19 protein-coding genes and 3 tRNA genes are annotated in these 18,804 nt (G+C 56.8%); 9 read left to right on the top strand and 13 right to left on the bottom strand.

All coding sequences use genetic code 11. The annotated features are described in order from the left end of the window. Positions 1 to 4 precede the first annotated feature (4 nt). The 3 genes from deoB to deoC form a co-directional block, all read right to left on the bottom strand. The gene (deoB, locus tag ACSVHP_RS03540; protein WP_447551011.1) at positions 5 to 1,228 is read right to left on the bottom strand and encodes a phosphopentomutase; all 1,224 of its coding nucleotides are present in this window, start codon (positions 1,226 to 1,228) and stop codon (positions 5 to 7) included. Between the two features lie 53 nt (positions 1,229 to 1,281). Then, positions 1,282 to 2,604, bottom strand: a complete 1,323-nt coding sequence (gene deoA / locus ACSVHP_RS03535) for a thymidine phosphorylase (protein ID WP_447551010.1) — start codon at positions 2,602 to 2,604, stop codon at positions 1,282 to 1,284. A gap of 100 nt (positions 2,605 to 2,704) precedes the next feature. Beyond that, positions 2,705 to 3,484: a deoxyribose-phosphate aldolase gene (gene deoC / locus ACSVHP_RS03530; protein WP_047062450.1), complete on the bottom strand. Its 780-nt coding sequence runs from the start codon at positions 3,482 to 3,484 to the stop codon at positions 2,705 to 2,707. A gap of 263 nt (positions 3,485 to 3,747) precedes the next feature. On the opposite strand from deoC, the gene ACSVHP_RS03525 reads away from it, so the two are divergent. Together ACSVHP_RS03525 and ACSVHP_RS03520 are read left to right on the top strand one after the other, a co-directional pair. Further along, complete coding sequence (locus ACSVHP_RS03525) at positions 3,748 to 5,283, top strand: YjjI family glycine radical enzyme (RefSeq protein ID WP_447551009.1); 1,536 nt, start codon at positions 3,748 to 3,750, stop codon at positions 5,281 to 5,283. Continuing rightward, entirely contained in the window at positions 5,258 to 6,118 is an 861-nt protein-coding gene (locus tag ACSVHP_RS03520; RefSeq protein ID WP_447551008.1) for a YjjW family glycine radical enzyme activase, read from the top strand. Before ACSVHP_RS03525 ends, ACSVHP_RS03520 begins: the two co-directional genes overlap by 26 nt. Here the strand turns inward: ACSVHP_RS03520 and ACSVHP_RS03515 are convergent. The 8 genes from ACSVHP_RS03515 to ACSVHP_RS03480 form a co-directional block, all read right to left on the bottom strand. Continuing rightward, complete coding sequence (locus ACSVHP_RS03515; protein WP_447551007.1) at positions 6,113 to 6,892, bottom strand: TatD family hydrolase; 780 nt, start codon at positions 6,890 to 6,892, stop codon at positions 6,113 to 6,115. The two genes, ACSVHP_RS03520 and ACSVHP_RS03515, sit on opposite strands and share 6 nt — an antisense overlap. Then, positions 6,889 to 7,941 carry a patatin-like phospholipase family protein gene (locus ACSVHP_RS03510; protein ID WP_447551006.1) on the bottom strand — a complete coding sequence of 351 codons (1,053 nt, stop codon included), beginning with the start codon at positions 7,939 to 7,941 and terminating at the stop codon, positions 6,889 to 6,891. The genes ACSVHP_RS03515 and ACSVHP_RS03510 overlap by 4 nt, the downstream gene beginning before the upstream one ends. A gap of 122 nt (positions 7,942 to 8,063) precedes the next feature. Beyond that, on the bottom strand, positions 8,064 to 8,225 hold the full coding sequence (locus ACSVHP_RS03505) for a DUF1328 domain-containing protein (RefSeq protein ID WP_003856556.1): 162 nt from the start codon (positions 8,223 to 8,225) through the stop codon (positions 8,064 to 8,066). Positions 8,226 to 8,353: 128 nt separating this feature from the next. Continuing rightward, the gene (osmY, locus tag ACSVHP_RS03500; protein ID WP_447551005.1) at positions 8,354 to 8,971 is read right to left on the bottom strand and encodes a molecular chaperone OsmY; all 618 of its coding nucleotides are present in this window, start codon (positions 8,969 to 8,971) and stop codon (positions 8,354 to 8,356) included. Positions 8,972 to 9,275: 304 nt separating this feature from the next. Further along, positions 9,276 to 10,865, bottom strand: coding sequence for a peptide chain release factor 3 (gene prfC / locus ACSVHP_RS03495; protein WP_234673831.1), 1,590 nt, complete (start codon positions 10,863 to 10,865; stop codon positions 9,276 to 9,278). A 91-nt stretch (positions 10,866 to 10,956) separates the two neighbouring features. Further along, complete coding sequence (yjjG, locus tag ACSVHP_RS03490; protein WP_234673830.1) at positions 10,957 to 11,634, bottom strand: pyrimidine 5'-nucleotidase; 678 nt, start codon at positions 11,632 to 11,634, stop codon at positions 10,957 to 10,959. 19 nt (positions 11,635 to 11,653) lie between these two features. Continuing rightward, on the bottom strand, positions 11,654 to 12,097 hold the full coding sequence (gene rimI / locus ACSVHP_RS03485; protein WP_417316153.1) for a ribosomal protein S18-alanine N-acetyltransferase: 444 nt from the start codon (positions 12,095 to 12,097) through the stop codon (positions 11,654 to 11,656). After that, complete coding sequence (locus ACSVHP_RS03480; RefSeq protein ID WP_417316151.1) at positions 12,066 to 12,479, bottom strand: DNA polymerase III subunit psi; 414 nt, start codon at positions 12,477 to 12,479, stop codon at positions 12,066 to 12,068. Before ACSVHP_RS03480 ends, rimI begins: the two co-directional genes overlap by 32 nt. A 102-nt stretch (positions 12,480 to 12,581) precedes the next feature. Here ACSVHP_RS03480 and rsmC point away from each other — a divergent pair, with 102 nt between their 5' ends. The 4 genes from rsmC to ACSVHP_RS03460 all read left to right on the top strand — a co-directional run bounded on the left by rsmC (position 12,582) and on the right by ACSVHP_RS03460 (position 14,099). Then, positions 12,582 to 13,610, top strand: a complete 1,029-nt coding sequence (gene rsmC / locus ACSVHP_RS03475) for a 16S rRNA (guanine(1207)-N(2))-methyltransferase RsmC (RefSeq protein WP_447551004.1) — start codon at positions 12,582 to 12,584, stop codon at positions 13,608 to 13,610. 168 nt (positions 13,611 to 13,778) lie between these two features. Next, a tRNA-Leu gene (locus ACSVHP_RS03470) sits at positions 13,779 to 13,864 on the top strand. 30 nt (positions 13,865 to 13,894) lie between these two features. Next, positions 13,895 to 13,981 (top strand) — tRNA-Leu (locus ACSVHP_RS03465). A gap of 31 nt (positions 13,982 to 14,012) precedes the next feature. Continuing rightward, positions 14,013 to 14,099: transfer RNA gene (locus tag ACSVHP_RS03460), tRNA-Leu, on the top strand. Positions 14,100 to 14,134: 35 nt separating this feature from the next. On the opposite strand, the gene ACSVHP_RS03455 is transcribed toward ACSVHP_RS03460, so the two are convergent. After that, entirely contained in the window at positions 14,135 to 14,404 is a 270-nt protein-coding gene (locus ACSVHP_RS03455) for a DUF1435 domain-containing protein (protein WP_234673905.1), read from the bottom strand. Positions 14,405 to 14,617: 213 nt separating this feature from the next. On the opposite strand from ACSVHP_RS03455, the gene ACSVHP_RS03450 reads away from it, so the two are divergent. Together ACSVHP_RS03450 and fhuF are read left to right on the top strand one after the other, a co-directional pair. Next, positions 14,618 to 15,682, top strand: a complete 1,065-nt coding sequence (locus tag ACSVHP_RS03450) for a GGDEF domain-containing protein (protein WP_417316147.1) — start codon at positions 14,618 to 14,620, stop codon at positions 15,680 to 15,682. A 96-nt stretch (positions 15,683 to 15,778) separates the two neighbouring features. After that, complete coding sequence (fhuF, locus tag ACSVHP_RS03445; protein ID WP_447551003.1) at positions 15,779 to 16,567, top strand: siderophore-iron reductase FhuF; 789 nt, start codon at positions 15,779 to 15,781, stop codon at positions 16,565 to 16,567. A 96-nt stretch (positions 16,568 to 16,663) separates the two neighbouring features. On the opposite strand, the gene ACSVHP_RS03440 is transcribed toward fhuF, so the two are convergent. Continuing rightward, positions 16,664 to 18,010: a PTS sugar transporter subunit IIC gene (locus ACSVHP_RS03440; RefSeq protein WP_234673824.1), complete on the bottom strand. Its 1,347-nt coding sequence runs from the start codon at positions 18,008 to 18,010 to the stop codon at positions 16,664 to 16,666. Between the two features lie 328 nt (positions 18,011 to 18,338). Here ACSVHP_RS03440 and ACSVHP_RS03435 point away from each other — a divergent pair, with 328 nt between their 5' ends. Then, positions 18,339 to 18,797: a YbaK/EbsC family protein gene (locus ACSVHP_RS03435; RefSeq protein ID WP_234673823.1), complete on the top strand. Its 459-nt coding sequence runs from the start codon at positions 18,339 to 18,341 to the stop codon at positions 18,795 to 18,797. Positions 18,798 to 18,804 lie beyond the last annotated feature (7 nt).

The raw sequence follows: 18,804 nt of genomic DNA, 5'->3' as shown, positions 1-18,804 counted from the left end.
TAATTCAGAACATGGCCTTGCCATATTCCATGTCGGACGTACCAAAGTATTTCGCAATCGTCTGGCCGATATCCGCGAAGGTTTCACGGTGACCGAGCGAACCAGGTTTCACTTTCGGGCCGTACACCAGCACCGGAATGTGCTCGCGGGTATGGTCAGTGCCGGTCCAGCTTGGGTCACAGCCGTGGTCTGCGGTCAGGATCAGAATGTCATCTTCACCCACCAGCTCCATCAGCTCAGGCAGACGGCGGTCGAACAGCTCCAGACCGGCAGCGTAGCCCGCGATGTCGCGGCGGTGGCCCCAGGAGGAGTCGAAGTCCACGAAGTTGGTGAAGACGATAGTCTTATCACCCGCCTCTTTCATCTCTTTGATGGTGGCGTCGAACAGCGCGTCCAGACCGGTGGCTTTCACTTTTTTGGTGATACCGCAGTTGGCGTAGATGTCCGCGATTTTACCGACAGAAACCACCTGGCCGTCTTTCTCTTCGACCAGTTTTTGCAGCACGGTAGGTGCCGGTGGCTCAACGGCCAGATCGTGACGGTTGCCGGTACGCTGGAAGTTACCCGCCTTGTCGCCGATGAACGGACGCGCGATCACGCGGCCAATGTTGTAGCCGCCTTCGGTCAGCTCTTCACGGGCGATTTCGCACAGCTCGTAGAGTTTATCCAGGCCGTAGGTCTCTTCGTGGCAGGCAATCTGGAACACGGAGTCAGCGGAGGTATAGAAAATCGGCTTACCGGTTTTCATGTGCTCTTCGCCAAGCTCGTCCAGAATCACGGTACCGGAAGAGTGGCAGTTGCCGAGGTAGCCCGGCAGGTTGGCGCGCTTAACCAGTTTATCCAGCAGCTCCTGCGGGAAGCTGTTCTCATGATCGGAGAAGTATCCCCAGTCGAACAGAACCGGCACGCCGGCGATTTCCCAGTGGCCAGACGGCGTATCTTTACCGGAAGAGAGTTCATGCGCCCAGGCGTAGGCACCCACCACTTCCGCGTTAGCGTCCATACCGGCTGCGATTTTGCCGGCAGAACCTTCGTGTGCTTTAACCAGACCGAGGCGGGTCAGGTTTGGCAGGGTCAGAGGGCCTTTACGACCGTTGTCGGCTTCGCCTTTGGCACAAGCTTCTGCGATGTGGCCCATGGTATCGGAACCCACGTCACCAAAACGTTCTGCATCTTCGGTAGCGCCGATGCCGAATGAGTCCAGCACCATAATAAATGCACGTTTCATAATTGTTCTCCGTACGTAGTGCTTCAAAAAATAGCGATCAGATCAGTATACAATCAATTGGTAATGCGACGATAGACGGTCGGTGTGGTTTCCGGTGCTTTATCGTCAAGCGTAATGGCCGCTTTCACCGCCTTCGCCGCCTCCTGCCAGGCGTTTTCATCCTTAGCATGAATAACTGCCAGCGGACGCTGTCCGTCAACGCTGTCGCCGAGGCGCGTCATGTCGGTAAAGCCAACGCTGTAATCAATGGTGTCCGACGCCTGACGACGACCGCCGCCCATCGACACCACCGCCATCCCGAGCGCGCGGGTATCCATAGCGGAAACAAATCCTTCGGTGTCGGCATACACCGCTTTGCTGAGCGTGGCGCTCGGCAAATATTTCGCATAATTTTCGACGAAATCGGTCGGCCCTTTCTGCGCGGCGACCATGCGGCCAAAAATTTCTGCCGCTTTGCCGTTGTCCAGCACGGCCTGCAATTTCGCGCGCGCCTCGGCGTCGTCTTTAGCAAGCTTGCCGGAGATCAGCATCTCAACGCACAGCGCCATCGTGACGTCGAACAGACGCGGGTTGCGGTATTCACCCGTCAGGAACTGCACCGCTTCGCGCACTTCAACGGCGTTACCGGCGCTGGAGGCCAGCACCTGATTCATGTCCGTCAGCAGGGCAGTGGTACGCACGCCTGCACCGTTGGACACGCCCACGATGGCTTCTGCCAGCGCGGCGGAAAGTTCATAGGTTGGCATAAAGGCGCCGCTGCCCACCTTCACGTCCATCACCAGCGCGTCCAGCCCTTCGGCCAGTTTCTTCGCCAGGATAGAAGCAGTGATCAGCGGGATGGAGTCGACGGTCGCGGTAATGTCGCGGGTAGCGTAGAAACGCTTGTCCGCCGGGGCAAGAGAGCTGGTCTGGCCGATAATCGCCACGCCAACGTCTTTAATAATGTCGCGGAAGCGATGCTCATCCGGGAAGATATCGAAGCCCGGAATGGCTTCCAGTTTGTCGAGCGTACCGCCCGTGTGTCCCAGGCCGCGCCCGGAAATCATTGGAATGTAACCGCCGCAGGCCGCCACCATTGGGCCAAGCATCAGGGAGGTTACGTCCCCCACGCCGCCGGTGGAGTGTTTGTCCACAATCGGGCCGTTGAGGTTGAGGCTTTTCCAGTCCAGCACCGTGCCTGAATCCCGCATTGCCATGGTCAGCGAAACGCGCTCCGGCATCGACATATCATGGAAGAAAATGGTCATCGCCAGCGCAGCAATCTGCCCTTCGGAAATGGTGTTGTCGCGGATGCCGTTGATAAAGAAGCGGATCTCTTCGTCGCTTAATGCATGACCATCACGTTTTTTACGAATAATTTCTTGTGCGAGAAACACGGTAACCCCCATGCGGAATCGGGTGAATGGTGGCGGGTACGGTGTACCCGACCACGATGCTGTAGGCCGGGTAAGCGTCGCGCCACCCGGCAATTCAAACTTAGTAGCTGCTTGCGCTCTTACCGTCGCCGTGACCCAGCGCCTTCAGCAGGCTTGCCAGCAGGCTGGATGCGCCGAAGCGATAGTGGCGGGAATCGGCCCAGTCGGCACCGAACAGCTCGTCGGCAATCGCCAGGAACTGCTGCGCGTCTTCTGCGGTACGCACGCCGCCTGCCGGTTTGAAGCCCACGGTTTTGGACACGCCCATGTCGCGGATCACTTCCATCATGATGCGCGCGCTTTCCGGGGTGGCGTTAACCGGCACTTTACCGGTAGAGGTTTTGATGAAGTCCGCACCGGCTTTGATGGAAATTTCAGACGCTTTACGAATCAGCGCTTCTTCTTTCAGCTCGCCGGTTTCGATGATCACTTTCAGCAGCACGTTTGCCGCCGCGCAGGCCTCTTTACAGGCTTTCACCAGGTCAAAACCAACCTGCTCGTTACCGGCGATCAGCGCGCGGTACGGGAAGACCACGTCAACTTCGTCAGCGCCGTAGGCAATCGCCGCGCGGGTTTCTGCCAGCGCAATCTCGATATCGTCGTTGCCGTGCGGGAAGTTGGTCACGGTCGCGATACGCACATCCGGCGTGCCCTGCTCTTTCAGCGTTTTACGGGCAATCGGGATGAAGCGTGGATAGATACAGACGGCAGCGGTGTTACCCACCGGCGTTTTCGCCTGATGGCACAGGGCGATGACTTTCTCATTGGTGTCGTCATCGTTCAGGGTGGTCAGGTCCATCAGTTTCAACGCACGCAGGCTGCTTGCAGTTAAATCGGTCATAACATTCTCCAACGGCATCGCCGTATAAAATTTCACCTTGCGGGTCTGTGAGTATTCTAACATCCACCCGCATTCACACTTCGACATTCATCACAGTTAATGAAAACTGCATACAAATTTGCATTACTGTAATGAGATCAACTTCAAATTTTATTGCTGAAACCGCCGACTAAAGCAGCGATTACCCCTGTCGGATCAAAAGCCCCGGCAGGCTGACTTCCTACAATCCGCGCATCAATTGCGGAACTATAAAGGAAGTGAATATGTCCGACGCCATGCAACAAAGTTGCCAGCATATTGTGACAAGCGAGGTGCTTACGCCCGAGCAGAAACGTCATTTTCTGGCGCTGGAAGCGGAAAACAACCTGCCCTACCCTGACCTGCCGCAGGCGGCCAGAGCGGCGCTGGACGAAGGGTTGATCTGCGACATGTTCGAAGGCCATGCGCCTTACAAACCGCGCTACGTGCTGCCGGACTACGCTAAATTCCTGGCGAAGGGTTCAGAGTGGCTGGAGCTGGAAGGGGCGCAGGATCTGGACGATGCCCTCTCGCTGCTGACCATCCTGTACCACCATGTTCCGTCCGTCACATCCATGCCCGTCTATCTCGGCCATCTCGACGCTATCCTGCAACCGTATGTTAGAATTCTAACACAAGACGAAATCGATGTTCGAATAAAACGTTTCTGGCGCTACCTCGACAGAACGCTGCCGGACGCCTTTATGCACGCCAATATCGGCCCGGCAGATACCCCCGTCACGCGCGCCATTTTACGCGCCGATGCCGAGCTGAAGCAGGTCGCGCCGAATCTCACCTTTATTTACGATCCCGATATCACCCCAGACGATCTGCTGCTTGAGGTTGCGAAAAACATCTGCGAGTGCAGCAAACCGCATATTTCTAACGGCCCTGGGAATGATAAAATTTTCACAAAAGGCGGTTATGGCGTGGTGAGCTGTTACAACTCGCTGCCGCTGGCGGGCGGGGGCAGCACGCTGGTACGCCTGAATCTGAAAGCCATTGCCGAACAGAGCGACTCTCTCGACGACTTCTTCACCCGCACGCTGCCGCACTACTGCGAACAGCAAATCGCCATCATCGACGCCCGCTGCGACTTCCTTTATGAGCAATCGGGCTTCTTTGAGAATAGCTTCCTGGTGAAAGAGGGGCTGATCGACACCGGGCGTTTTGTGCCCATGTTCGGCATGTACGGCCTGGCCGAAGCGGTGAACGTCCTGTGTGAAAAAGCGGGGATCGCAGGCCGTTACGGCAGCGACGCGCAGGCCAACGCGGTGGGTTATCGCATCAGCGAACAGCTCGCGGCCTTCGTTGAGAACACGCCGGTGAAGCACGGCTGGAAGCAGCGGGCAATGCTCCACGCCCAGTCCGGGATCAGCTCGGATATCGGCACCACGCCGGGGGCGCGCCTGCCATACGGCGACGAGCCAGACCCGATCAGCCATCTGCTGGCGGTTGCGCCGCATCATCAGCATTACCACTCCGGCATCAGCGATATTCTCACCCTGGACGAAACCGTGAAGCGCAATCCGCAGGCGGTGGTGACGCTGTGCCTCGGCGCATTTAAGGCCGGGATGCGCGAATTTACCGCCAACGTGGCGGGTAACGGTCTGGTACGCGTGACCGGCTACATGGTGCGGATGTCGGATCTGGAAAAATATCGTGAGGAGGGGTCGCGCATTAATACGACCTGGCTTGGGGAAGAAGCAGCGCGCAACACGCGTATCCTGGCGCGCCAGTCGCGGGTGATAAGCCATGAACAGCAGATGCGCTTTAGTTAGTCAGGTTATCCCCTTCTCCTGCGTGGACGGGCCGGGCAGCCGCCTGGCGCTGTTCCTTCAGGGCTGCAACCTGCGCTGCAAAACCTGCCACAACCCGTGGACGATAGGCCGCTGCAACGACTGCGGGGACTGCGTGCCGCACTGTCCGCACGGGGCGCTGAACATTCAGGCCGGGCGCGTCTGGTGGCAGGAGAGCGACTGCCGGCAGTGCGACACCTGCCTGCACCTGTGCCAGCAGCAGGCAACGCCGATGGCGCAGCGCCTGAGCGTAGAAGAGATCCTCGAACAGGTTCGCAAGGTCGCGCCGTTTATCGACGGTATCACCGTAAGCGGCGGCGAGGCGACCACGCAGCTGCCGTTTCTTGTCGCCCTGTTCACGGCGCTGAAGGCCGAGACTGGGCTTCACCATTTGACCCGTCTGGTCGACAGTAACGGCATGTTGGGGGAAACCGGCTGGCAGAAGCTGTTGCCGGTGCTGGACGGCGCGATGCTCGATCTCAAAGCCTGGGATAATGCGCATCACCGCTTCCTGACCGGGCGGGATAACCCGCAAATCAAGCACAGCATCCGCTGGCTGGCGCAGCACAACAGGCTGACCGAGCTGCGGCTGCTGGTGATACCTGACCAGAGCGATTATCTGGAACATCTGCCCGCCCTGTGCGACTTTATTCGCTCCCTGGGCAAGGTTCCGGTGCGGATTAACGCCTTTCACGCGCACGGCGTTTACGGCGAGGCGGCGAGCTGGCGCAGCGCAACGCCGGACGATATCGAGCCACTGGCGCAGGCGCTGGAAAAGCGGCAGATCGCGGTCATCCGCCCGGCGCTGTATCTATAGCGTAATGCCAAACAGATCGCGGGTGTTGCCAAGCAGCGCATCCGCAATCACGTCCGCAGGCTCCTGACGCAATTCACACAGGCTGGTAAACACCCGCGCCGCCTGCTCCGGGCGATTCGGCTGGCCCTGAAAGCCGTTCAGCGGCATGTCCGGGGCATCGGTTTCCAGCAGCAGCGCCGAGAGCGGCAGCCGCGCCATCACGTCCCGGGTCTTGCTGGCACGCGGGTAGGTAATGGTCCCGCCCACGCCGATTTTATAGCCGAGATCGATAAAACGCTGCGCCTGTTGCAGGCTGCCGGAAAAGCCGTGGACCACGCCCGTGCGGGGCAGATCCATGCGCTTTAAATGCATCGCCAGCTTGTCGTGGGTGCGGCGCGAATGGAGGATCACCGGCAGATCGTGATGCTTCGCCAGCCTGAGCTGCGCGTCGAGGATCGTCTGCTGGCGCTCAAACTGCGGATCCTCACGGTAGAGATCGAGGCCGATCTCGCCGATAGCCACCAGCTTCTGCGCCCTGTGTAGCGCCTCGTCCAGCCGGTCGATATGCTCATCCCGGTGATGCTCAATAACGATCGGATGCAGGCCAAGCGCGGCGTACAGCGCATTATGCTGGCGGGCGAGATCCATCACCCGGTCAAAACAGGACGCTTCAACGGCGGGCACGATAATCGCCTCGACCCCCGCCCGCGCGGCGCGATCGATGCTCTGCGCTTCATCCCCGGTAAACGGCGGAAAATCAAAGTGGCAATGGGTGTCGATAAAGCGGTAAGTCACGCCAGATCCTCGTTATCAAACGTCGTGTCGTTCGCGTGCGGGAGATCCACCAGCGACGTTGCCAGCGCGTCGTTCGCGACAATCGCGGGCGGCGTGATGATGCGTTGATGCCGGTGAAGCGGCGGCTTCTCGGCCAGCATTTTTCCTACCGTGGCGAGGAAATAACGTCCGCACAGCCGCCCGGTTTTGTAATCCATGCGCAGCGCGGGCAGACGGCTGCCCAGCGCCATGCTCATCAGCGGTTTGGGTGGATAGATTTCAAAGATCCGCAGCTTGCCCGGCGGCTTTTCGATAAAGCGCTGCATCGCGCCGTAGGTCGATTCATGCTGCTTCGCGATGTTCACCAGCGGTTGCAGGCTGCTGTCGCCGAGCCAGCGCTCCATCCGCTTGAACCACTGCGGGGTGTAGTACATCTGCGAAGGGACGGTGCGGATCACCACGATGGTTTTCGCGCCCCTGCGCGCCGCCTCCTGCACCGGCACCGCGTCGCTGATGCCGCCGTCGAGATAGCTAATCCCGTCCAGCAGCGCCCCGGTGCGGTAAAAGCCGGGAATGGCGCTGGAGGCGCGAATAATATCCAGCCAGTTCTCTTTTTGCGGCGAGAAGTAGCCCGGCGAGTAGTCATCGCCCCGGCTGGCGCACATCCAGAACTCTTTTCCGCTGTCGAACAGCCGCGAGGCGGTGTCCATCGCCAGCGGCATCTGGCTTGAAGTGGAATCGAGCAGCCAGTCGAGATCGATAAGATTTCCCCCGCGCACAAAGCGCACCGGGTTAAAGAAGTCCCGCGAGGTGGTGTAACGCATGATCACTTTGCGGGCATAGCCCGGCTGGTTACAGACGAAGGCAGAGAGATTTTGCGCCCCCGCAGAGGTGCCAAAAAAGAGATCGAAGGGATTGAAGCCTGCGCGCATAAACTCGTCCAGCACGCCTGCTGTGAAAATACCGCGCTGTCCGCCCCCTTCACACACCAGTGCAAGCCGGCCCGGACGATAAGGTTTCAACGCTAGCGGCGCAATGTTGCCGAGCGTGACGGGAATTCGTTGTCCCACCTCTGCTTTCCTGTGTTATTTGTTTTATGAATACACAGTAACCTACACCTTAGGCGGCCCTTAAACCAGAAAAAGCCAGTCACAAGGACTGGCTTTGTTTGTAGATGCAAGCGTGTTTACGGCTAAGGACGGCGACGTCCAGTAAACAGGCTGACCAGGAACAGGATGATACCGACAACGAAGACAATTTTCGCTGCCCATGCCGCTGTACCTGCCAGACCACCAAAGCCCAGGGCGGCGGCAATTAACGCGATAACCAGAAATATAATGCCCCAACGAAACATAAGCCTCTCCTTTACCATAGTTAATGTCGGCCGCTAAATGTGAGTGCTCAGGCGACTCACCGGCGTTTTTCCAGGTGTAGTTCTTATTTCGCCCACAGGCCTCAGCCAGATGGGCGAATTGTGTGGATTTATTTCACTTTCAGATCGTTTTTAACGCTTTTCACGCCATCAATGGCTTTGGCAATGGATTCCGCACGTTCCACTTGCGCCTGAGAATCAACCGTACCGGAGAGCTGTACTACGCCGTCGGTGGTTTCAACTTTTACTTTGCGCGATGGCACAACGTCATCTGCTAACAGTTTAGCTTTGATTTCGCTGGTGGTTGCTGCATCACCGGCATAACCTTTCACCGACGCGTTTTTACCGTCACGTACGTGCAGTTTATCGCTAACGGAGGCTACGCCTTCCACACCTTTGGCCACTTTCACGGCCTGCTCTGCCTGGGTCTGGCTTTCAACGAAGCCGCTCAGGGTGACCACTTTCTTGTCAGTTTTTACAGAGATGTCGGTGCTCTTGATGTTTTCGTCATCCACCAGGGCGGCTTTCACTTTTGCTGTGATAGAGCTGTCGTCCATGAAATTACCGACTTTATTCATAGAGCTATCGATTTTATCCCCTGCGGTGTTTGCCGTGGATTGCGCTTTGTCCGTGGTGGTGGTTTCTGCGAACGCAGAACCGCTTACCAGAACACTGCCCAGGGTTACAGCCAGCAAGGTTTTAGAAATCTTCAGTCTTGTCATATTCATCGATGTATTCCTGTGTTTTGCCCGGCATTCGGGCGACAAACTTCCTTAATAACTAGTTTTTTATGTTGCGAATAAACACACGGGCAAAGTGGAGAATCTAAATCCATGCATTGAACAGTTAATTCGTCCACGCCCGGTGCTAAACACTGAGTTAAATATAGATCACTCTCACGGTGCCGCTTTCAGAATCGGGCAAAAAACGAGCAAATGACGCGAAAAAGCGTTGAATTAAGAACATTCCGCAAGGGATTAATAAGACAGGAATAAAAGAAGAGCACGGCGGGAGCCGTGCTCTGAGAGGGGATTAGTGCTCGCGGGTTTTGCGGAACTGCACGTCAGGATAGCGTTCCTGCGTCAGGTTCAGGTTAACCATGGTTGGGGCGATGTAAGTCAGGTTGTCGCCGCCGTCCAGCGCCAGCTGGATTTCGTTCTTACGCTTAAACTCTTCGAATTTCTTCACGTCTGAACATTCAACCCAGCGCGCGGTCGCGACGTTGACCGATTCGTAAATCGCTTCCACGTTGTATTCGCTCTTAAGGCGCGCAACCACCACGTCGAACTGCAACACACCCACCGCGCCAACGATCAGATCGTTGTTGGCGATTGGACGGAACACCTGCACAGCGCCCTCTTCGGAAAGCTGGACCAGCCCTTTCAGCAGCTGCTTCTGCTTAAGCGGATCGCGCAGACGAATACGACGGAACAGCTCCGGCGCGAAGTTCGGAATACCGGTGAACTTCATCATCTCGCCCTGAGTGAAGGTGTCGCCAATCTGGATGGTGCCGTGGTTGTGCAGCCCGATGATGTCGCCCGGATAGGCTTCTTCAACGTGCGAACGGTCACCCGCCATAAAGGTCAGCGCGTCGGAGATCACCACGTCTTTACCAATACGCACCTGGCGCAGCTTCATGCCCTTTTCGTATTTGCCGGAGACGACGCGCATAAAGGCCACGCGGTCGCGGTGTTTCGGGTCCATGTTGGCCTGAATTTTGAAGACGAAGCCGGTGAATTTCTCTTCCTGCGCGTCAACTTCACGGGTATCGGTTTTACGCGGCATTGGGCGCGGCGCCCACTCCACCAGACCGTCGAGCATATGGTCAACGCCAAAGTTACCCAGCGCCGTCCCGAAGAAGACCGGAGTAATTTCGCCCGCCAGGAACAGTTCCTTGTCGAACTCGTGGGACGCGCCTTTTACCAGCTCCAGCTCGTCACGCAGCTGCGCGGCCAGCTCTTCGCCTACGGCAACGTCCAGATCCGGGTTATCCAGACCTTTAACGATACGCACTTCCTGAATGGTGTGGCCTTTACCGGTCTGGTACAGGTAGGTTTCGTCTTTATAGAGGTGGTACACGCCCTTGAACAGCTTACCGCAGCCGATTGGCCAGGTGATTGGCGCACAGGCGATCTTCAGCTCGTTTTCCACTTCATCCATCAGCTCCATTGGGTCGCGGATGTCACGGTCGAGTTTGTTCATAAAGGTGAGGATCGGCGTGTCGCGCAGACGGGTGACTTCCATCAGCTTACGGGTACGATCTTCAACGCCTTTCGCAGCGTCGATCACCATCAGACAGCAGTCCACCGCCGTCAGGGTGCGGTAGGTATCTTCGGAGAAGTCTTCGTGGCCCGGGGTGTCCAGCAGGTTCACCAGGCAGTCGTGATACGGGAACTGCATCACGGAGGTGGTGATCGAGATCCCACGCTGCTTTTCCATCTCCATCCAGTCGGACTTCGCGTGCTGGCTGGAGCCACGGCCCTTCACGGTACCGGCGGTCTGGATCGCCTGTCCGAACAGTAACACCTTCTCGGTGATGGTCGTTTTACCGGCATCCGGGTGAGAGATAATGGCAAAAGTACGGCGCTTGGCCACCTCTTGCAGATAAGGAGACAACGTCATAATTAAATCTTCTTTTATAAGCGCGGCAGCACGCCACGCATCATGGAATACAAAATTGCGGCTATTTTACCCATCAATAGGGGGCAGGCAATCATTGTTTACACAGGAGCTGCTCCAGTTCGTTCAATGACGTGACGGTCCAGGTCGGCTCAATGCCTTCCGGCTTCACGCGACCGTGCGCGTTCAGCCAGACGGTCGACAGGCCGGATTTCATGCCGCCAAGAATATCGGACTCGGCGGTGTCCCCGACCATCAGCACGCGGTCGCGGTCAGGGTTTCCGGCCTGTTCAAGCGCATAGTCAAAAATGCGCGGATCCGGCTTCGGTACGCCGACCTCTTCAGAAATAATCAGCGCGTCAAAGTGATCGCGCAGACCGGTGCGTTCAAGGCGGATCTGCTGTAAGGCGGTAAAGCCGTTGGTGATGATCCCAAGCTTCGCCTTGCCTTTCAGGGCGTTTAGCAGCGATACCGCGCCCGGCAGCGGGGCACAGATCTCGGCCATCGCGTTCAGGAAGGCATCGTTTAGCGCGCCCGGCGACACCTTCAGGCGGTCCGCCCAGAGGTCAAAACGCTGATGCTGAAGCTGTAACGCGGAAATGGCACCGTTCTGGTAATCCACCCACAGCGGTTTGTTAACCGCCTGATAGTCCTGAAAATCTTCAGCGGTGAAGGTCACGCTATAATCCATAAACATCCGCTGTAGGCCACCGAACGAGTCAAACGTAAACAGCGTTTCGTCGGCATCAAAGAAAATCCAGTCCCATTTCATCGTTACAACCTTATTTTAGTTATCCAAGCGGCAGAGCCATGATAATGGCGTCTTCACGCCCCTCTGCGGTGGGATAGTAGTTACGGCGAATGGTCGCCTCGTTGAAGCCTAAGCTTTCATAGAGTGCGATGGCGGCGACATTCGACGCGCGGACTTCCAGCCACAGGGTGAAAACGTCACGGGTTTCAAGCTCGCGAATTAAATACTCCAGAAGCGCCCTTCCCAGGCCACGACGCTGGTACGCGGGATCAACCGCGATGTTAAACAGCGTTGCCTCGTCCAGCACGACCTGCGTGATAGCAAACGCGGCCATGGTGTCGTCCACGTCCAGGCGGTAGTTCAGATAACGGTCGCCCTGGTTGCTGGCAAAGGTCTTTTCGCTCCACGGAAAGGCGTGGGCGCGCGTTTCGATGGCGAACGCTGTCGTGAGATCACTCGTCGTGAGGGAAGAAATCGTGTTCATATTTGCAGATTTGTTGCCACAGCGCGCGACGCGCATTTGGGTTAGCTTTTAGCTCTTCAAGGCCGGGCGAGCCGATCTGGCTTCCCGCAAGGGCAACCTCGTCCACCTCTCCCAGTCGCCAGCTGTTGCAGCGGCTGTCAGAGGGCAGCATCGCGACGCGGTCTGGCGTCAGCTGTAATACCTGATCGGGCGTCAGCTTCAGGCTGCGAAGCACATCGCCTACCAGGGCTTCATTCAGGGCAGGCAGCTCCTGCGCCACCATCACCAGGCGAACGTGCGCGGGGATAGCAATGGCGATTTCACCCTGCAACGCCGTCGGGCGACGCAAGGCCCACTGGGTAATGCCCAGCTGCTGCAACTGCCAGTCTCGTCGGGTTGTCATAGGGAAAGCTCCTGTCTCTCAGGCGCGCAAATATAGCAAATGTGTCGAAAGTGCGCCATCTACCTACTATAATCCCCGCCTGAGTTTATTGAGGAACAATTCATGTCTGCATTTACCCCGGCAAGTGAAGTCTTGCTGCGTCACAGTGATGATTTCGAAGAAAGCCGTATTCTGTTTGCCGGAGATATGCAGGATGACCTGCCCGCGCGTTTCGAGTGCGCACAAAGCCGTGCCCATACCCAGTATTTCCACCACTGGCAGGTCTTAAGCCGCCAGATGGGCGAGCGCGCCCGCTTTAGCCTGGTGGCAGAGCAAAGCGACGTGGCCGACTGCGACACGCTGATCTACTACTGGCCGAAGAACAAGCCGGAAGCCCAGTTCCAGCTGATGAACCTGCTCTCCCTGCTGCCCGTCGGCTGCGAAATCTTCGTGGTCGGAGAGAACCGCAGCGGCGTGCGTAGCGCCGAGCAGATCCTGGAGCAGTACGCGCCGCTGAACAAAGTCGACAGCGCCCGCCGCTGCGGTCTTTACCACGGTCGCCTGGAAAAGCAGGCGCAGTTCAACGCCGAGGCGTACTGGGGCGAATATCAGCTCGACGGCCTGACCATCAAAACCCTGCCGGGCGTGTTCAGCCGCGACGATCTGGACGTGGGCAGCAAGCTGCTGCTCTCCACCCTGACGCCGCACACCAAAGGTAAGGTGCTGGACGTCGGCTGTGGCGCAGGCGTGCTGGCAACGGTACTGGCGAGCCATTCACCGAAGGTGCGTCTGACCCTGAGCGACGTGAGCGCCCCGGCGGTCGAAGCCAGCCGTGCGACCCTTGCGGCGAACGGTGTTGAAGGCGAGGTGATCGCCAGCAACGTCTTCTCTGACATCACCGGTCGCTTTGACATAATTATCTCCAACCCGCCGTTCCACGACGGAATGGAAACCAGCCTCGAAGCGGCGCAAACCCTGATCCGTGGCGCGGTGCGTCATCTGAACAGCGGCGGCGAGCTGCGTATCGTTGCCAACGCCTTCCTGCCGTACCCGAAAGTGCTGGACGAAACCTTCGGCTTCCACGAGGTGCTCGCCCAGACCGGACGCTTTAAGGTGTACCGCACCGTGATGACCCGTCAGGCTAAGAAGTAATCTGCAATCCTCCAGGCCGGATACGCGCAAGCGCCATCCGGCTTCGCCTGGCGCATCCATAGGCCATTTTTGCAGCAATCAAGGCGTCGTGTTCACTTTTCAGTTGACGTAAAGCTGAAAACATCTAGAATGCGCCTCCGTGGTTACGATACTTTTAGTATCGATGATGCGAAGGTGGCGGAATTGGTAGACGCGCTAGCTTCAGGTGTTAGTGTCCTTAGGATGTGGGGGTTCGAGTCCCCCCCCTCGCACCATAACAACCATACAGATATTGCTCGCACTGGGCGAAGGTGGCGGAATTGGTAGACGCGCTAGCTTCAGGTGTTAGTGTCCTTACGGATGTGGGGGTTCGAGTCCCCCCCCTCGCACCAACGAGGCGATATCGAAAAATAAGATGACTGTGCGAAGGTGGCGGAATTGGTAGACGCGCTAGCTTCAGGTGTTAGTGTCCTTACGGATGTGGGGGTTCGAGTCCCCCCCCTCGCACCAATTATCTTATTACTCTCCCCGTAGTCCCTTCCCGTTTATTTCAAACTCATTAGTATCACCAGCATTCCGCTGACCAACGCAACGCATGATGGCAACAGCACAAAGTGCCGCAACTGCTTGTGCCAGATCATGACTGACGTCATCAGCAGCCCTGCCACGATAATCAGTTTCCAGACGACAACAGAGATATCGGCAAACATCAGACCGGCAACGATCGTTCCGGGCAGCAACACACCCCAACCACTTCCCAGCGCCTTGCTCAACATGGTTTTCTCTCTCGCATCGATAATGATAACTAATATCATATGATAGAGATTATCATTTGTCAGCACTACGCCATCAAAATTGCCCCGCTTTACCTTTCCTGTAATGACAGAAAATTCTTAAGGTGATAAATTGCACACCTGTTAACTGCTTTAACGCTTTTCAAAAAAATTATTATTAGATACGCAGCAGTAACTATTTCAAACCAACACCTATTTGTCTGTTTTAATTAGAAATATTAAAAACGCACTACTATGACATCACAATCCTGGCGGTCTTTGGTCGACAAGAAATATCAGCTATCGTTACGTTTATTCTTGTTTCTGAATGCAGCATCATCACTGTTCTCGGTAACCAACCCGCTCTATTCCGTGCGTCTGTTATCGATCCCCTTATTCGCCATTTTGACGCTCAGCCTTGGCCTGCTGGCCTGGCACTGGAATAATAAAACCCGCAAAATCAATATCCCGGTCGTTTCTACGATCTTCGGCCTGCTGTGGGCGTGGCAAATCGGCTCCAAGTTTTCATTAATTACTCACGATCCCTCCACCTATCTGGTCATGGCGTTGTTAACGGTGCTGTTTATCGGCTCGCTGTCGTTCGTCAGCAATATTAAAGCCTTTACGCTGCATTCGCTGCCCGCGTTTGCGGTCTGTCTGGCGCTGAGCCAGCATGACAGCTGGCTGAGGATGGCCTATTCCTTCGCGCTGCCGATGGTCGCGATTGGGATCAACACCCTACTGCAAAGGCGAAACGACAACTTCGCGCTGGATCTGCTTACTCGCCTGCTTGAAGAGCGCGAAACCCTGACCGATCTCAGCATGATGGATCCGCTCACCGGCCTGTATAACCGCCGGGGGCTGCAAAGCCGCCTGGAAAATCTCCCCCCGGTGGATAACGGCGAGCACTTTGTGATGCTGCTGGATATCGACCACTTTAAGGCCTACAACGACCACTACGGCCACATGATGGGCGACCAGGCGCTGATCCGCGTGTCGGCGGCGATCCGCGACGCGGTGCGCTCGCGCGATATCGTTGCCCGCTTCGGGGGCGAAGAGTTTATGGTGCTGCTGACCAACATTTCCCTCGACCATGCCCGTCAGACGGCCGAGCGCATTCGCCAGAAAGTGTACGATTTAAAGATCCCGCACATGTTTAACGAAAGCGTGGCCACCAACGTCACCATCAGTATCGGCATTGCTATTTTCGAGGGTGACGAGCTGGAGGGGGCGCTGGAAAAAGCGGATAAGGCGCTGTACGAAGCCAAACATATGGGGCGCAACAACATCCTGCTGAGCGAAGAGCTGCACACGGCGTAGCGGCGCGCTCGCACTTCCCCGACAAAAGGCTTGCGATCGGTTTTATCTATAGTTAGGATTGGCAATCATTATCATTTAGATTTGCTATCCGATTCTATGGCTACTCAAACCGCACAGGCAACTGACGCAATTCTCTGGCGAGCCAGTCTCTCCACGGGGAGCGTGACGCTTGCGGACGCCATTCGGGAAAAAATCGCCGAAACCCGCGCGCACCTGCTGGATTTCATTAAGCTCGATGAGCCGCATCCGCACCAGGCGATGACGCTGGCGCAATGGTGCCAGCCTGCCGAACAGCAGTCGCTCTTCGCCGCCTATTCCGACCATATCTATCGCAATCAACCCACAATGGCGCGCGAGAACAAGCCGCTGCTCTCCCTGTGGGCGCAGTGGTATGTCGGCCTGATGGTCCCCCCGATGATGGTGGCCCTGCTGACGCAGGAGGCGATGCTGGATCTTTCTGCGGAGCATTTCCACGTTGAGTTCCACGAAACCGGGCGTGCCGCCTGCTTCTGGATCGACGTGCAGGAAGATAAGAACGGAAAGCACCTGACCGCGCAGGAGCGTATGGAGCGCCTTGTGACGCACGCGCTGATCCCGGTGGTTGAGGCGCTTGAAAAGACCGGCGAGATTAACGGGAAGCTTATCTGGAGCAATACCGGCTACCTGATTCACTGGTATTTGACCGAAATGAAACCGCTGCTCGGCGACGAGATGGTCGATGCGCTGCGCCAGTCCTGCTTCTTCGCTAAACAGCTTTCAGACGGCCGCGATAACCCGCTGTTCCGCACCGTCGTACCGCGCGACGGGCTGCTGGTTCGCCGCACCTGCTGTCAGCGCTACCGCCTGCCGGACGTTCAGCAGTGCGGGGATTGCACGCTGAAATAGCGCGGGAAATTGCCCGGTGGCGCGATGCTTACCGGGCCTACAACACCCTCAGAACGTAGGCCGGGTAAGGCGAAGCCGCCACCCGGCACACACCACTCACGCTACCTGCTGATTTTCCTCTTCCGCGTTACGCTGTGCTTCTTCCGCTTCCTGCTCCAGCAGCTGTTTCTCGTACACCTTGAAGAACGGGTAGTAGATGATGGCAGATACCAGCGCCAGCAGGATCACCAGCACCGCGGCGCGGAAGTCCCAGCCGAGCGCCCAGGCGGCCCCGACCGGCGCAGGCGCAGTCCACGGCACCACGGAGATCACGCGCCCAATCAGATCCAGCTTCATCGCCGCCCACGCCAGCACGGCGTTCACCATCGGCGCCAGCAGGAACGGAATGAAGAACACCGGGTTCATCACGATTGGCGTACCGAAAATCACCGGTTCGTTGATGTTGAAAATGCTCGGCACCACGCTCAAACGCCCGATGGAACGCAGGTGCGCGGAGCGGCTGCGCAGATAGCAGAACACCAGCCCCATCGTGGCGCCCGACCCGCCGATCACAATGAAGAACGTCCAGAACGCCTCCATAAAGATGTGCGGCAGCGGCTGGCTGGCGGCCAGCGCGGTCTGGTTCATGCCCAGGTTGGTCAGCCAGAACATTTGCAGCATCCCGGAGACAATCGCCGCGCCGTGAATGCCGGCAAACCACAGCAGGTGACCAATCAGCACCGCCAGCAGGATTGCAGGCAGGGAATCCGCCGCAGAGACCAGCGGCTTAAAGATGGACATGATCGCCTGCGGGATCAGCATGCCGAACTGAGACTGGATCAGCAGGCTCAGCGGATAGAGCGTCAGCACCACCACCAGCACAGGGATCAGCAGGTCGAAGGAGTTTTTGATCATCGGCGGCACCTGGTCAGGCAGGCGAATACCGATATTGTGCGCCTTCAGGAAACGCATCATCTCAACGCAGTAAATCGCCACCAGGATCGCGGTAAAGATCCCCGTTCCGCCCAGGCTATCGACCGGCAGCGTGCCTTTTGTTTTGGGCGCTGCCACCAGCAAAAACGCCATCAGCGACAGCATTGCGCACATGAAGGGGTCGAGCTGGTGCGATTTGACGTAATGTTTGCCGAGGTTATAGGCAATGGCCGCACAGATATAGATGGACATGATGCCCATGGTCATATCGAACGGCGTCAGGATTTGGCCCTCAAACTGCTTCGCCATATCCAGCCAGGCGCGGGCGAAGCCCCAGGTGGTGTCCGGCGAGAATGGAGGGTAAGCAAACACTAACAGGAAGGAGCCGACAATCATGAACGGCATGGCGGAAATAAATCCGTCGCGAATAGCCATGACGTGACGCTGGGAAGAGATACGCCCGGCTATGGGGCTGACGTAATTCTCAACAAAACGGAAAATTAAATTAAACGCAGCATGGTTGGCAGACATAGCGGATCTCCTGTCAGACGTTTATGTCAGGCGTTTTCGCGCCGTACGTTATTCCAAAAATCAGCTTCACAACCTTGCCGGGACGTGTACCAGCGGTACTGCTCAGACGAAATGGTTTCATAATTTGCTCTTATTATTGGATACAGGGGACGTTACGTACTCAGTATTAATCTCTCCACCACGCTCTGCAACCGGTTACTGTAACCGGTTTCTGTGAATGTGAAGGCGATCCAGAAATCGGCCGTGCGGGATATTTGTTACTTAAGAGATATTTACAGAGCATAATTTCTTATGACAGATTACGCAGGATATTTGTCAGGAGGAAACAATGAGTTTGCAGTCTGTACAGCAGTTTTTTGCCGACAACGCGCCAGAAATTGAAGTGATTGAGCTTAACCAAAGCACCGCGACCGTAGCGCTGGCAGCTGCCGCTCACCGGGTCGAACCGGGACAAATTGCGAAAACCCTATCGCTTAAGGTCAAAAACGAAGTGATTCTGGTGGTGGCCAAAGGCGATGCGCGTCTGGATAACAAAAAGCTGAAAGAGACATTCGGCGCGAAAGCGCGGATGCTGAGCAGTGATGAAGTGGTGACAATAACGGGCCATCCTGTCGGCGGCGTCTGCCCTTTCGGGCTGGAAAATCCTCTTTCCGTCTATTGTGATATTTCGTTGAAACAGTACCCGGAAGTGCTGCCCGCGGCGGGCGCTATCCACAGCGCAGTGCGGATTTCACCAGAAAGAATGGCTGAGCTTACGTCAGCAAAATGGGTGGATGTCTGCATTTAATCGCGGC

Source organism: Enterobacter sp. 186315, from assembly GCF_053290175.1.
This window is presented reverse-complemented; position numbering and strand designations above follow the sequence as displayed.

Excerpts from the sequence above, each read along its gene's own strand:
- deoB (WP_447551011.1), bottom strand. The coding sequence starts at position 1,228 with ATGAAACGTGCATTTATTATGGTGCTGGACTCATTCGGCATCGGCGCT.
- deoC (WP_047062450.1), bottom strand. The coding sequence starts at position 3,484 with ATGACCGATTTAACTGCAAGCAGCCTGCGTGCGTTGAAACTGATGGAC.
- ACSVHP_RS03525 (WP_447551009.1), top strand. The coding sequence starts at position 3,748 with ATGTCCGACGCCATGCAACAAAGTTGCCAGCATATTGTGACAAGCGAG.
- ACSVHP_RS03520 (WP_447551008.1), top strand. The coding sequence starts at position 5,258 with ATGAACAGCAGATGCGCTTTAGTTAGTCAGGTTATCCCCTTCTCCTGC.
- ACSVHP_RS03505 (WP_003856556.1), bottom strand. The coding sequence starts at position 8,225 with ATGTTTCGTTGGGGCATTATATTTCTGGTTATCGCGTTAATTGCCGCC.
- osmY (WP_447551005.1), bottom strand. The coding sequence starts at position 8,971 with ATGAATATGACAAGACTGAAGATTTCTAAAACCTTGCTGGCTGTAACC.
- prfC (WP_234673831.1), bottom strand. The coding sequence starts at position 10,865 with ATGACGTTGTCTCCTTATCTGCAAGAGGTGGCCAAGCGCCGTACTTTT.
- yjjG (WP_234673830.1), bottom strand. The coding sequence starts at position 11,634 with ATGAAATGGGACTGGATTTTCTTTGATGCCGACGAAACGCTGTTTACG.
- rimI (WP_417316153.1), bottom strand. The coding sequence starts at position 12,097 with ATGAACACGATTTCTTCCCTCACGACGAGTGATCTCACGACAGCGTTC.
- ACSVHP_RS03480 (WP_417316151.1), bottom strand. The coding sequence starts at position 12,479 with ATGACAACCCGACGAGACTGGCAGTTGCAGCAGCTGGGCATTACCCAG.
- rsmC (WP_447551004.1), top strand. The coding sequence starts at position 12,582 with ATGTCTGCATTTACCCCGGCAAGTGAAGTCTTGCTGCGTCACAGTGAT.
- ACSVHP_RS03455 (WP_234673905.1), bottom strand. The coding sequence starts at position 14,404 with ATGATATTAGTTATCATTATCGATGCGAGAGAGAAAACCATGTTGAGC.
- ACSVHP_RS03450 (WP_417316147.1), top strand. The coding sequence starts at position 14,618 with ATGACATCACAATCCTGGCGGTCTTTGGTCGACAAGAAATATCAGCTA.
- fhuF (WP_447551003.1), top strand. The coding sequence starts at position 15,779 with ATGGCTACTCAAACCGCACAGGCAACTGACGCAATTCTCTGGCGAGCC.
- ACSVHP_RS03440 (WP_234673824.1), bottom strand. The coding sequence starts at position 18,010 with ATGTCTGCCAACCATGCTGCGTTTAATTTAATTTTCCGTTTTGTTGAG.
- ACSVHP_RS03435 (WP_234673823.1), top strand. The coding sequence starts at position 18,339 with ATGAGTTTGCAGTCTGTACAGCAGTTTTTTGCCGACAACGCGCCAGAA.